The organism is Actinomycetospora sp. NBC_00405, assembly GCF_036044095.1.
GTDB lineage: Bacteria > Actinomycetota > Actinomycetes > Mycobacteriales > Pseudonocardiaceae > Actinomycetospora > Actinomycetospora callitridis.
Genome location: NZ_CP107938.1, coordinates 1,906,136 through 1,919,252, shown reverse-complemented (window position 1 = coordinate 1,919,252; position 13,117 = coordinate 1,906,136). Strand labels below are relative to the sequence as shown.

Annotated in this window: 11 protein-coding genes; 9 read left to right on the top strand and 2 right to left on the bottom strand. The window is 75.5% G+C overall.

Annotated elements, in window-relative coordinates:
• Positions 1 to 3: 3 nt before the first annotated feature.
• Complete coding sequence (locus OG774_RS09475) at positions 4 to 951, top strand: DUF3159 domain-containing protein (protein WP_328308846.1); 948 nt, start codon at positions 4 to 6, stop codon at positions 949 to 951.
• Here OG774_RS09475 and OG774_RS09470 read toward each other — a convergent pair.
• A complete protein-coding gene (locus OG774_RS09470; protein WP_328308844.1) occupies positions 948 to 1,619 on the bottom strand; it encodes a potassium channel family protein in 672 nt (223 codons plus the stop codon). The genes OG774_RS09475 and OG774_RS09470 overlap by 4 nt on opposite strands.
• A gap of 22 nt (positions 1,620 to 1,641) precedes the next feature.
• On the bottom strand, positions 1,642 to 2,310 hold the full coding sequence (locus OG774_RS09465) for a potassium channel family protein (protein WP_328308842.1): 669 nt from the start codon (positions 2,308 to 2,310) through the stop codon (positions 1,642 to 1,644).
• Positions 2,311 to 2,433: 123 nt separating this feature from the next.
• On the opposite strand from OG774_RS09465, the gene OG774_RS09460 reads away from it, so the two are divergent.
• The 8 genes from OG774_RS09460 to OG774_RS09425 all read left to right on the top strand — a co-directional run bounded on the left by OG774_RS09460 (position 2,434) and on the right by OG774_RS09425 (position 13,115).
• Complete coding sequence (locus tag OG774_RS09460; RefSeq protein ID WP_328308840.1) at positions 2,434 to 4,566, top strand: APC family permease; 2,133 nt, start codon at positions 2,434 to 2,436, stop codon at positions 4,564 to 4,566.
• Positions 4,563 to 5,786 (top strand): class I SAM-dependent RNA methyltransferase, encoded by a 1,224-nt coding sequence (locus OG774_RS09455; RefSeq protein ID WP_328308838.1) that lies wholly within the window; start codon positions 4,563 to 4,565, stop codon positions 5,784 to 5,786. The genes OG774_RS09460 and OG774_RS09455 overlap by 4 nt, the downstream gene beginning before the upstream one ends.
• A gap of 44 nt (positions 5,787 to 5,830) precedes the next feature.
• Positions 5,831 to 7,024: an amidohydrolase family protein gene (locus tag OG774_RS09450; protein ID WP_328308836.1), complete on the top strand. Its 1,194-nt coding sequence runs from the start codon at positions 5,831 to 5,833 to the stop codon at positions 7,022 to 7,024.
• Complete coding sequence (locus OG774_RS09445) at positions 7,021 to 8,424, top strand: M20 metallopeptidase family protein (RefSeq protein ID WP_328308834.1); 1,404 nt, start codon at positions 7,021 to 7,023, stop codon at positions 8,422 to 8,424. Before OG774_RS09450 ends, OG774_RS09445 begins: the two co-directional genes overlap by 4 nt.
• Positions 8,425 to 8,505: 81 nt before the next feature.
• Positions 8,506 to 9,087 carry a class I SAM-dependent methyltransferase gene (locus tag OG774_RS09440; protein ID WP_328308832.1) on the top strand — a complete coding sequence of 194 codons (582 nt, stop codon included), beginning with the start codon at positions 8,506 to 8,508 and terminating at the stop codon, positions 9,085 to 9,087.
• Between the two features lie 98 nt (positions 9,088 to 9,185).
• A complete protein-coding gene (dxs, locus tag OG774_RS09435) occupies positions 9,186 to 11,177 on the top strand; it encodes a 1-deoxy-D-xylulose-5-phosphate synthase (RefSeq protein ID WP_328308830.1) in 1,992 nt (663 codons plus the stop codon).
• A 63-nt stretch (positions 11,178 to 11,240) separates the two neighbouring features.
• Positions 11,241 to 11,912, top strand: coding sequence for a response regulator transcription factor (locus OG774_RS09430; protein WP_328308828.1), 672 nt, complete (start codon positions 11,241 to 11,243; stop codon positions 11,910 to 11,912).
• A gap of 54 nt (positions 11,913 to 11,966) precedes the next feature.
• Complete coding sequence (locus tag OG774_RS09425) at positions 11,967 to 13,115, top strand: sensor histidine kinase (RefSeq protein ID WP_328308826.1); 1,149 nt, start codon at positions 11,967 to 11,969, stop codon at positions 13,113 to 13,115.
• Positions 13,116 to 13,117 lie beyond the last annotated feature (2 nt).

Here is a 13,117-nt window from a genome sequence, read left to right as displayed (position 1 = left end):
ACCGTGGCCCCACCGGCCGCCGGCCGGTGCGGGACGCCCCGCCCGGGGCCGTCCGCCGTCCTCCGGGAGACCGCCATCCGACCCGAGACGCGCTCCTCCGATCCCGGCCCGGCGTCCGACCCCGCCGGCCCGGTCGAGCCGATCGACCCGCCCACGGGGCCCGTGCGCGGCCTCGGCGGTGAACCCGGTGCCCCGCGCCGCGAGGAGCCGGAGACCGAGGCCCTGGGCACGCCGGTGGTGCGGGACGGGGCCCGCGACGGGGCCCGCGACGACCCGGAGCCGGATGCGGACGACGCCCCCGCGCCCCGCAACCCCACGCTGCTCGACCAGATGGGCGGGATGTCGGGGATCGTGGCCTCCGGCGTCCCGGTGGTCGTGTTCGTCGTCGCGCAGGCCGTCGCCGGCAACCTCGTCGCGTCGATCGTCGCGGCGGTCGCGTCCGCGCTCCTGGTGGCCGGCTGGCGGCTCACGCGCGGCGAGGCGGTCCAGCCCGCCCTGTCCGGCCTGCTCGGCGTCGCGGTCTGCGCGTTCGTCGCCTGGCGCACGGGCGAGGCCAGGGGCTTCTTCCTGCTCGGCATCTGGACGAGCCTGGTCTACGGCGGCGTCTTCCTGCTGTCGGTGATCGTTCGGCGGCCGCTGGTCGGGGTCATCTGGCACCTCGTCAACGGCGAGGGCCAGGCGTGGCGCCGGGACGTCGCGGTGCGCCGCGCGTTCGACATCGCGTCGCTGGCCTGGGTCGTCGTGTTCGGTGCGCGCTTCGTCGTCCAGCGCTGGCTCTACGACTCCGTCTACGCCGACACCTGGCTGGGCTGGGTCCGCATCGCGATGGGCGTGCCGCTGGCCGCCGTCGCCGCCGCGGTCACGGTGTGGGCGGTCCGGCGCAGCCGTCGGGCCCACACCGACGGCCGGTCACGACCCGAGACCCGGCCCCACTCCCGTCGGGCCCGCTAGCTCGCCTGCGGCTCGCCCTTGAGGACGCGCTGGATCTCCTCCTCGAGGTCCTCGGCGGCGACGAACATCAGCTCGTCGCCCGGCTCGATCGGGTCGTCGGGCTGGGGCACGATCACGCGGCCGCCGCGCAGGATCGCGACGAGGGCGGCCTCGCGGGGCAGGGGCACCTCGCGCACGGCGCGCCCGGCCAGCGGGGTGTTGGGCGGCAGGGTGACCTCGACGAGGTTCGCGGTGCCCTGACGCAGCGTCATCAGGCGCACGAGGTCGCCGACGGACACGGCCTCCTCGACCATCGCCGCGAGCATGCGCGGGGTGGACACGGCCACGTCGACGCCCCAGGCGTCGGTGAACAGCCACTCGTTGCGCGGGTCGTTCACGCGGGCCACGACGCGGCGCACCGCGAACTCGGTCTTCGCGAGCAGGGAGACGACGAGGTTGACCTTGTCGTCGCCGGTCGCCGCGATGACGACGTCGCAGCCCTGCACGCGGGCCTCCTCGAGGGAGGCGAGCTCGCAGGCGTCGGCGTGCACCCACTCGGCCTGCGGGACCGCCTCGGGCTCGACGTGGGTGAGGTCGCGCTCGATGAGCATCACCTCGTGCTCGGCCTCGACGAGCTCGGCGGCGATGGAACGACCGACCGCCCCGGCCCCGGCCACGGTCACACGCATCGGTCGTTCCTCCCCGGCATCGTCACGCCTCGCCCCTCTCCGGCGACGCCGCCGCCGCGGCGGTGACCGCGGCGACCGTGCCGCTGACCGCGGCCGTGTACACGACATCCTCCGCCTGCAGGACCGTCTCCGGGGTGGTGAGCACGCCGGTGCCGAACCGGACGATGAAGGCCACGCGGCTGCCCGTGGCCTCCTCGAGCTCGGTGACCGGCCGGCCGGCCCAGTCCTCGTGGAAGTGCACCTGCATGATCGCGACGGTGCCCGACGGGTCGCGCCAGGCCGTGGCCACGCCGTCGGGCAGCAGCATCCGCAGGAAGCGGTCGGTGGTCCACGGCACCGTGGCGACGGTGGGGATGCCGAGGCGCTCGTAGACCGCGGCGCGCTTGGCGTCGTAGATGCGGGCGACGACGTGGGAGACGCCGAAGGTCTCGCGGGCCACGCGCGCGGCGATGATGTTCGAGTTGTCCCCGGAGGAGACCGCGGCGAAGGCCTCGGCGCGGTGGATTCCCGCGGCCGTCAGCGTCTCGCGGTCGAAGCCGGTGCCCACGACCTCCTGGCCGTGGAAGTCGCTGCCGAGGCGGCGGAACGCCTGGGCGTCGCGGTCGACCACGGCCACGTCGTGGCCCAGCCGCTCCAGGGCCAGCGCGAGGGAGGACCCCACGCGCCCGCAGCCCATCACGACGATGTGCACGCCGCCTCCCGATCCTCGCTCGGCCGCGCCGGAACCTCCCCGGACGGGCGGTGCGCACCGTATCTCCCCGGACGGCGTACCCACCGATGCGCTGCTCGGTGTGTACGCGCCTACGCTCGCCACGTGTCCAAGCTCGCCACGGCGACCAAGCGCCTGCTGCTCGGCCTGCCGTTCCGCAGCGACGAGCTGCAGGGCACGCTGTTGCGCAAGCGGGTCGCCCTGCCCGTGTTCGCCTCCGACGCGCTGTCGTCGGTGGCCTACGCGCCGCAGGAGGTGCTGATCACCCTGTCGCTGGCCGGGCTGGGCGCCTACGCGCTCTCGCCCTGGGTGGGCGCGGCGGTGATCATCGTGCTCGGCACGGTCATCGTGAGCTACCGCCAGAACGTCCACGCCTATCCGTCCGGTGGCGGGGACTACGAGATCGCGACGGTGAACCTCGGCAAGTACGCCGGGCTGACCGTGGCCAGCGCCCTGCTCGTCGACTACACGCTCACGGTGGCCGTGTCGGTGTCGTCGGCCGCGGACAACCTCGGCGCGCTCGTGCCGTTCGTCGGCGACCACAAGGTGCTCTTCGCGGTGGCGGCCATCGTCGTCCTCACCGCGATCAACCTCCGCGGCGTCCGGGAGTCGGGCGCGACGTTCGCGATCCCGACCTACTGCTTCATCGTCTGCATGGTCGGCATGATCGTCGTCGGTGCCCTGCGGCTGGCCTCCGGCGACGCCCTGGTCGCCCCGAGCGCCGGGTTCGGGGTGCTCCCCGAGGGCGGCGGCGACTCCACCGACGACCTCACCCAGCTGGCGCTCGTCTTCCTCGTCCTGCGCTCGTTCACCCAGGGCTGCGCGGCCCTGACCGGCGTCGAGGCCATCAGCAACGGGGTGCCGGCGTTCCGCAAGCCCAAGTCGCGCAACGCCGCGACCACGCTGGCGCTGCTCGGGCTGATCGCGGTCTTCCTGTTCTCCGGGATGATCGCCCTGGCCCGCGCGTCGGGCGTGGTCATGGCCGAGCGGCCGGGCGACCAGCTCGTCGGCGCCCCGGCCGACTACCGGCAGGAGACGCTGGTCGCGCAGCTCGCGCGGACGGTCTTCGACGGCTTCCCGCCCGGCTTCTGGGCCGTCACGATCTTCACCGCGCTGATCCTCGTGCTCGCCGCCAACACCGCGTTCAACGGCTTCCCGGTGCTCGGCTCGATCCTCGCGCAGGACCGCTACCTGCCCCGCCAGCTGCACACCCGCGGCGACCGGCTGGCGTTCTCCAACGGCATCCTGTTCCTGGCCTTCTTCGCCGTCGTGCTGGTGGTGGGCTTCGGTGCCGAGGTCACCGCGCTGATCCCGCTCTACACCGTCGGCGTCTTCGTCTCGTTCACCCTGAGCCAGACCGGCATGGTGCGGCACTGGACGCGCCTGCTGGGCACCGAGACGGACGCGACCGAGCGCTCCCGTCTCCGGCGCTCCCGCTGGGTCTCGGGCTTCGGCACGGCGATGACCGGCACGGTGCTGCTCGTCGTGCTGGTGACGAAGTTCGTGGTGGGCGCGTGGATCGCCATCGTGGCCGGGCTCCTCGCGTTCCTCCTGATGCTGTCGATCCGTCGCCACTACGACCGGATCTCCGAGGAGATCGCCGCCCCGGACGTGATGACCAGCACGCTGCCCAGCCGCAACCACGCGATCGTGCTCGTCTCGCAGCTGCACATGCCGACGCTGCGGGCGGTGGCCTACGCCCGCGCCACCCGCCCGGACGTGCTCGAGGCGCTGACGGTCAACGTCGACGACGGCGACACGCGGATGCTGGTCGCGCAGTGGGAGCGCCGCGACATCCCGGTGCCGCTCAAGGTCGTCGAGTCGCCCTACCGCGAGATCACCAAGCCGATCCTGCAGTACGTCAAGCGCATCCGGACCGACAACCCACGGGACGTGGTCACCGTCTTCATCCCCGAGTACGTGCTCGGGCGCTGGTGGGAGCAGCTGCTCCACAACCAGAGCGCCCTGCGGCTCAAGGGCCGCCTGCTCTTCCAACCCGGGGTGATGGTGGTCAGCGTGCCGTGGCAGCTCGAGTCGTCGAAGCGGGCGGCGGCCCGCCGTCCCCCCGGCGCGCCGGGATCGGCGCGCCGCGGCTACGAGCCCCCGCCCGGTGCCGGCGGGCCCGCGGTACCGGCCGACGCCGCCCCGCCGCCGCCGCCGAGCCCCGCGACGGCCGGGCGCTCGCCGTCCCGGCGCACCGCCGGCGGGCGCGACGAGACTCCGGCGCGGCCGCGATGAGCGCGCCCGCCGAGGGGGCCGCCGAGCCGGCCGTCACCGACTGGACCGACCAGCTGCTCGAGCTCGACGTCGGGGCGGTCGCGCACGGCGGCCACTGCGTCGCACGCCACGAGGGCCGGGTGGTCTTCGTGCGCCACGCGCTGCCCGGCGAGCGGGTGCGGGCGGCGGTCACCGAGGACGCCGGCGGCTCGTTCTGCCGCGCCGACGCGGTCGCGGTGCTCGTGGCGTCGCCGCAGCGCGTCGAGCCGCCCTGCCCGTGGGCGGGGCCCGGCGGCTGCGGTGGTTGCGACTGGCAGCACGCCGAGCCGGCCCTCCAGCGTGACCTCAAGGCCGTCGTCGTCGCCGAGCAGCTCTCCCGCCTGGCCGGGATCGAGCGCGAGGTCACCGTCGAGGAGCTGCCCGGCGGGCCCCTGGACTGGCGCACCCGGATGCGGATGGCCGTCACCGACGACGGGCGGCCGGGACTGCGGGCGCACCGCAGCCACGAGGTGCTGCCGGTCGGCGACTGCCCGATCGCCGCGCCGGGGGCGCTCCTGCCCGTGCTGGAGCGGGAGTGGACGCCGACCGCGGAGGTCGAGATCGTCCGGGACGCCGCGGGCGAGGTGCACGCCGCCGAGCTGTTCGAGGGCGTCCGGCACCCCGCACTGGGCAGCGGCACCGCCCACGAGCAGGCCGCCGGCCGCGAGTGGGAGCTGCCCGCGGAGGCGTTCTGGCAGGTCCACCCGCACGCTGCCGACGCGGTGGTCGGCGCGGTGCTCGAGGGCGTCGGCGACGTCGCGCCGGGCGCGTGCACCTGGGACCTCTACGGCGGCGCCGGGCTCATCGCGGCCCCGCTGGCCGGGCGCGTCGGGCCGGAGGGTCGGGTGGTGCTCGTCGAGAGCGACCCCGCGGCGACCGCGGCGGCGGGGCGGTGCCTCGCCGACCTGCCGGCGGTGCAGGTGGTGCGGGGACGGGTGGAGAAGGTGCTGGACGGGCTGCCCGGGCCGCCCGCGGTGATCGTCGCCGACCCGCCGCGCAAGGGACTGGGCCGCGGCCTGGCCGGCCGGCTCGCCGAGCAGGGCGCCGAGCGGATCGTCCTCGTCGCCTGCGACCCGGCGGCGCTCGCCCGCGACGTCGCCGCGATGGGCGAGCACGGCTACCGGTTGGACACGCTGCGTGCATTCGACGCATTCCCGATGACCCATCACGTCGAGTGCGTCGCAACCGTGCGCCGGATGTGACGTACTCCGGTAGACAGGGACCGGCGGCGTCGAGGGAGTCACCGGTGAGCGGGAGCCTGAGCGGAAGCCTGGTCAGCGCGGGCCTGGTGCCGGCGGGGCCGGTCAGCTTCCTGGACGGGGTCCGGATGATCGACCACCACTGCCACAGCGTCGTCGACGGTCCGCTGGACCGGGCGGGCTTCGAGGCGCTGCTCACCGAGGGCGCCGCGCCGGCCCCGGGCACGAGCGGCTTCGACTCGGCGCTGGGGTTCTCGGTGCGCCGCTGGTGCGCGCCTGCGCTCGACCTGCCCGCCCACGCGGACCCCGACGACTACCTCGCCCGCCGCGCCGAGCTCGGGCCCGAGGAGGTGACCCGCCGGTTCCTCGGCGGGGCCGGGGTGGGCGCGGTCTTCGTCGACCACGGCTTCGCGGCCGGCGGCCTGCTCGCCCCGTCGGCCCTCGGTGCGGCGGCCGGCGCGGCGGTGGGCGAGGTGGTCCGGCTCGAGGCGGTGGCCGAGGCCGTGGCGGACGCGGGCGTCGACGCGGCCGGCTACGGCGACGCCGTGCGCGACGCCGTCGCCGCCCGCACCGACCCCGGGGCCGTGCCGACGCCCGTCGCCACCAAGAGCGTGCTGGCGTACCGGGCGGGCCTCGACGTCGACCCGACCCGCCCGGAGGCCGCGGAGGTGAAGAAGGCGGCCGACGGGTGGCTGCGGCGTCGCGCCGAGACCGGTGAGCCCCTGCGCGACCCCGTGCTGCTGCGCCACGGCCTCTGGACCGGCCTGGACACCGGGCTGCCGCTGCAGATGCACACGGGGTTCGGCGACCGGGACGAGGACCTGCACCGCGCCAACCCGGCGCTGCTCGTCGGGCTGGCCCGCCTCGTCGAGCCGCTGGGCGTGCCGCTGATGCTGCTGCACTGCTACCCGTACCACCGGGAGGCGGCGTGGCTCGCCCAGGTGTTCACCGGCGTGCACGTCGACGTCGGCCTGGCCGTGCCCTACGTCGGCCCCCGCGCCGCCACCGTGGTCGGCGAGCTGCTCGAGCTCGCGCCCTTCGGGAAGGTCCTCTACTCCTCGGACGCGTTCGGCCTGCCCGAGCTGCACCTGCTGGGGGCGCTGCGTTTCCGTTCGGCGCTGGGTGGTCTATTGGAGCACCTCTGCGCGACGGACGAGCTCGCGCCCGCCGATGCCGAACGGGTGGCCACCATGATCGGGACCGACAACGCGCGCCGGGTCTACGGGCGGATGCCGGCGTGAGTCGGCCCCAGCCCGCGGCCCCCCAGCCCACGGCGCCGCAGCCCACGACGCCGCAGCCCGCGACCCCGCAGCCCGCGACCCCGCCCCGCGTCGCCCCGGCGCTGCACGCCGCGCTCGAGGACGAGCTCGACGCGGCCGTGGCGCTGCGGCACGCGCTGCACCGCGACCCCCGCCTGTCCGGGGACGAGGCCGACAGCCGCGACCTCGTGCTCGGCGCGCTCGCGGACGTCGTGCCGGACGGGCGCACCCCCGACCCGGTGGCCGACACCGGGGCGATGCTGCGCCTCGGCCCCCCGGCCGACAGCGGGACGCCGGCGGTGGCGGTGCGCGCCGAGCTCGACGCCCTTCCCGTCGTGGAGCGCACCGGCCTGCCGTTCAGCGCCACCGGCGCCGCCGCCCACGTGTGCGGGCACGACGTGCACGTCGCGGCGCTGGTCGCCGTGGCGCGGGCGATCGGACGAGCGGGCGCCGACGCGCTCCCCGCGCCGCTGCTCGCGGTCTTCCAGCCGCGCGAGGAGAAGGCCCCGTCCGGTGCCGCGGACGTGGCCGCCGACCCCGCCTTCGTCGCCCACCGGGTGGGGGCGGTGCTCGGCGTGCACGTCCAGCCCGAGCTTCCGCGCGGCACGGTCTCGGTGCGCGGCGGCCCGGTGAACGCCTCGGCCGACGAGATCGAGATCGAGGTGCACGGGCGCGGCGGGCACGGCGGCTACCCCCACCGCACGCGCGACCCCGTGCTCGCCCTCGCCGAGATCGTCGCCGGCGTGCACCACATCGTGTCCCGGCGCGTCGACCCGATGGCCGCCGGTGTGATCACCATCGGGCAGATGACCGCGGGCTCGGCGCCCAACATCATCCCCGAGACGGCGTCGGCACGCGGCACCGTCCGGGCCCTCGACGCCGACCGGGACGAGATGCTCGCCGCGGTCCGCGACGTCGTGGAGGGCACGGCCACGGCCTACGGGTGCACCGCCACGCTCACCGTGGTGCCCAACGAGCCGGCCGTGGTCAACGAGGACGCGCTGGCCCGCACGGTCGCGGCGTCGCTCGGCGGGCGCCGTCGCGAGGACCATGCCGGCGGCCACGGGAGGGGTCAGGGCAACGGGCACGGGGACGCGGCCGGCGCGGGGGAGCCGACCGGCCTGGTGCTCGACACCACGTTCCGGTCCTGCGGCGCGGACGACTTCTCGCACTACGGTGATGTGCTGCCGTCGTTGATGCTGTTCGTGGGCACGACCCCGGCCGGGTCCACCCCGGGCGAGGGCCCCGGCCTGCACCACCCCGAGTTCTCGCCCGACGACGCGATGGTCGGCGAGGTGGCCCGCGCGCTCCTCGCCTCGGTCGTCGCCGCGGGCGCGGCGCTCGTGGACACCACCGCGGAGCCTGCGGACCCGCTGGTCTAACCCGAGGCCGGCCCAGCCAGACCCAGCTCGTCCCCACCCCCGGATCCAGGGGCCGACGAGCCCTCGTGAAGGAGATCAGGCGTGACCGAGATCCAGGCGTTCGCCCGCGAGTTCCTGCGCGACCCGTTCAACGTCGCCGCGCTGTTCCCCAGCCTCGGCCCCCTCTGCCGCCAGGCCGCGGCGCCGCTGCCCGAGACCGGCGACCCGGTGGTGCTCGACCTCGGCGCCGGGACCGGCCAGGTCACCGACGTGATCCAGGAGCGCCTGGGCGGGCGCGGCCGGCACATCGCGGTGGAGTTCAACCCCCGCATGGCCGCCGTCCTGCAGGAGCGCCACCCCAAGGTCGAGGTGATCTGTGACGACGCGAACGCCGTCGTCGAGCGCCTGCTGGCCGAGGGGGTGCGCACCGACCTCACCGTCTCAGGGCTCCCGTGGCCGGTCACGTCCCCGAAGGACCGCACGATCTTCCGCCCGCTGGCCCGCCTCGCGGCCCCGGGCGGCGCGGTGACGCAGCTCGCCCACGCCTGGATCCGCTTCTTCCCGGCCGCGAAGCAGGTGCAGCGCAACCTCGAGACGCACTTCGAGGAGGTCGTCGTCACCCGCACGGTGATGGCGAACATCCCCCCGGCTGTGGTCTACGTCGCCCGGCGGCCGCGAACCTGATGGTCGCGCCGTCGACGACGATTCGGGCGAACTGCGCCCTGTCCGCGCGTCCGTAGACTGGGCGGGCCGTTGACCCCCGGCGGAGCAGAGGTGACCCCGTGACGTTGATGGACCGTGTCCGCACCCCCGCGGACCTGCGCGGTCTCGACGCGGACGAGGTCGTCGCCCTCGCGTCCGAGATCCGCGCGTTCCTCGTCGACCGGGTGTGCCGCACCGGCGGGCACCTCGGGCCGAACCTGGGTGTGGTGGAGCTGACCCTCGCCCTGCACCGGGTCTTCGACTCCCCGCGGGACGCGCTGATCTACGACACGGGCCACCAGAGCTACGTCCACAAGATCCTCACGGGTCGTGCGGGCGACTTCGGCGGGCTGCGGCAGGTCGGCGGGCTCTCGGGCTACCCGAGCCGCACCGAGAGCGAGCACGACCTGGTGGAGAACTCCCACGCCTCCACCGCGCTGTCGTGGGCGGACGGCCTCGCGAAGGCCGACGCGCTCACCGGGCGCGACCGCTCGGTGGTGGCCGTCGTCGGCGACGGGGCCCTCACCGGCGGGATGTGCTGGGAGGCGCTGAACAACATCGCCGCGGCCCCCGACCGGCCCGTGGTGATCGTCGTCAACGACAACGGGCGCTCGTACTCGCCGACGATCGGCGGGCTGTCGCGCAAGCTGACGGCGCTGCGGCTGCTGCCGCGCTACGAGCAGGCCCTCGAGCACGGCAAGCGTGCCGTGCAGGGCCTGCCGCTGGTCGGCCCGACGCTGTACTCGGCGCTGCACGCCGCGAAGGCCGGGATGAAGGACGCCCTGAGCCCGCAGCCGCTGTTCGCCGACCTCGGGCTGAAGTACCTCGGGCCCGTCGACGGCCACGACGTCGAGGCCATGGAGCACGCCCTGCGGGTCGCCCGCGACTTCGGCGGCCCGGTCGTCGTGCACGCCGTGACCGCGAAGGGCCGGGGGTTCGCGCCCGCCGAGGCCGACGAGGCCGACCTCATGCACTCCCCGGGGCCGCTCGACCCCGAGACCGGGGTCCCGGTCGGGCCGAAGCCCCGGGACTGGACCGCGGTCTTCACCGAGTCGATGCTCGAGCTCGGGCGCGAGCGCTCCGACGTCGTCGCGATCACCGCGGCGATGCAGGGCCCCACCGGCCTGACGCCCTTCGGCGAGGCCTTCCCCGAGCGGTTGTTCGACGTCGGCATCGCCGAGCAGCACGCGATGACCTCGGCGGCCGGGCTCGCCGCGGGCGGCCTGCACCCCGTCGTCGCGATCTACTCGACGTTCCTCAACCGCGCGTTCGACCAGCTGCTCATGGACGTCGCGCTGCACCGCGCACCCGTGACGATCACGCTCGACCGCGCCGGGGTCACCGGCAGCGACGGCGCGAGCCACAACGGCATGTGGGACCTCTCGATCCTCGGGATCGTGCCCGGCCTGCGGGTCGCCGCGCCCCGGGACGCGGTGACGCTGCGCGAGGAGCTGCGCGAGGCCGTCGGCATCGACGACGGGCCGACCGCCCTGCGCTGGTCGAAGGGCGCGGTGCCCGCCGCGGTGCCCGCGCTGCGCACGCTCGGCCCGGCCGAGGGGCCCGGGCGCGTCGACGTCCTCGCCGAGCCCGGCCGTCCGTCGCGCGCCGCGCCGCGGCCCACCGCGGTGGACCGCCTGCCCGACAGCGTCGTGCCCGACGTGCCGGACGTCCTGCTCGTGTGCGTCGGGGCGTTCGGCGAGCTCGGGGTGCAGGCGGCCGAGCGGCTGACCGCGCAGGGGATCGGCGTCACCGTCGTCGACCCGCGCTGGGTGCAGCCCGTGCCCGAGGCGCTCGTGACGCTGGCCGGCGAGCACCGTCTCGTGGTCACCGTCGAGGACGGCGGACGCCACGGCGGCGTCGGGTCGGCGATCGCCGACGCCCTCGCCTCGGCGGAGGTGGACGTCCCCGTGCACCGGCTCGCCCTCGATCAGGAGTTCCTCGCCCACGCCTCGCGCGGCCAGGTGCTCGCCGGCGCGGGGCTCACCGACGCCGACGTCGCCCGGCGGATCACCGAGTGGGTCTCGGGGCGCGACACGACGCTCGTGCCGGACGCGGACACCGTCGCGCGCTGACCGCTCGTTCCCGGCCTCCGCTTTCTCAGGGGCTGCTCAGGAGACCTGTGGCACCGTGGAGATGTGCGAGTACTGATCGTGGAGGACGAGCAGGCCCTGGCCGACGCGCTGGCCCGTGGCCTGCGCCGCGAGGGGATGGCGGTCGACGTCGCGTACGACGGCGACGAGGGCAGCGAGAAGGTCGGCGTGACGCGCTACGACGTCGTCGTGCTCGACCGCGACCTGCCGGGACGTTCCGGTGACGAGCTGTGCGCCGAGATCGTCGGCGACGTCACGCGCGTCATCATGCTGACGGCGAGCGGCGCGCTGCGGGACAAGGTGGAGGGTCTCGCGCTCGGCGCGGACGACTACCTCGCCAAGCCCTTCGACTTCCCTGAGCTCGTGGCGCGCGTCCGCGCCCTCGGCAGGCGCGCCACCCCCGCGGTGCCGCCGGTGCTGCGCTCCGCGGACATCGTGCTCGACCCGGCGAAGCGCACCGTGACCCGCCGCGGCTCGGTGCTCGAGCTCACCCGCAAGGAGTTCGGGGTGCTCGAGGTGCTCATGGCCGCGGGCGGCGCGGTGGTCAGCTCCGAGGAGCTGCTCGAGCGGGTCTGGGACGAGAACGCCGACCCGTTCACCACCACGGTGCGGGTCACGGTGATGACCCTGCGCAAGAAGCTCGGCGAGCCGGGGATCATCGACACCGTCGTCGGCTCGGGCTACCGGGTGCCGGCGGGGTCGCCCGCGGTGGTCTAGGGCTGCTCCAGCCCTTCACGGGGCCGCCTCCGGGCGCCCCGTAGCGTCACGGCCGTGTCCGCCGCCTCGCCCGCCCTGCGCCGCGGACCCGGGCTCCGGGTCCGGCTGACGCTGGTCGCCACCGGCCTCGTCGCCGTGGTGGCCGTGGTGATGGTGTGGCTCGGCTGGATGCTCGTCGGCGAGGTCGCGGCGGGTGTTCCCCAGCTCCCGCCCGACACCCCCGTCACCGTCGACGGCGTGCGCGTGCCGGCCGGGGAGCTGGCCGACGCGCTCGGGAAGTCCGCCCGCACCGAGGTGCTGCGGGTCGGGTCGATCGCGTTCGCGATGGTCGTGATCGCGGCGGCCCTGGTGTCCTGGGTCCTGGTCCGGCGGGTCCTGCGCCCGTTGCACGAGGTCACCGCCGCCGCGCGCAGGCTCTCGGCGGAGTCGCTCGACGCCCGCATCGGGCTGACCGGCCCCCGCGACGAGGTCGCCGAGCTGGCCGCCACCTTCGACGCGATGCTCGACCGCCTGCAGGCGGCGTTCGAGGCGCAGCGCCGCTTCGTCGCGAACGCGAGCCACGAGCTGCGCACCCCGCTCGCCGTGCTGCGCACCGAGGTCGACGTGACCCTCGCCGACCCCGAGGCCGACGTCGCCGAGCTGCGGCGCATGGCCGAGGTGATCCGCGAGGCCACCCGACGCGCCGAGCACCTCGTCGCCGGCCTCCTGCTGCTCGCGCGCACCGAGGCCGCCGACGCCGTGCCGACCGAGCCCGTCGACCTCGCCGAGACCGTCCCGATCGCGCTCGACGCGGTGCGCGCGGAGGCCCGCGACCGGGGGCTGAAGATACGGACCGACCTCGCCTTCGCGGGGGTCGCCGGCGACGCCGCCCTGCTCGGGCGCATCACGGGGAACCTCGTCGAGAACGGCGTGCGCCACAACGTCGAGGGGGGCTGGCTGACCCTGCGCACCGGGGTCGAGGACGGGCACGCGGTGCTCGCCGTGGCGTCGTCGGGACCCGTGGTCTCCCCGGAGACCGTGGCCGAGCTGTTCGAGCCCTTCCGCCGCGGCGCCGGCCGCACCGGTACCGGCACCGGCCTGGGCCTGTCGATCGTGCGCGCCGTGGCCCACGCGCACGGGGGACGCGCGTCCGCCGAGCCCGTCGAGGGCGGCGGGCTCGCGGTGACCGTGGCGTTGCCGCTGGATTCCCGGACGAGCGCCTGATT

What these genes read in the sequence shown, in the direction of transcription:
- OG774_RS09470 (WP_328308844.1), bottom strand. Translation starts at nt 1,619, where the DNA reads ATGCGTGTGACCGTGGCCGGGGCCGGGGCGGTCGGTCGTTCCATCGCC.
- OG774_RS09455 (WP_328308838.1), top strand. Translation starts at nt 4,563, where the DNA reads ATGAGCGCGCCCGCCGAGGGGGCCGCCGAGCCGGCCGTCACCGACTGG.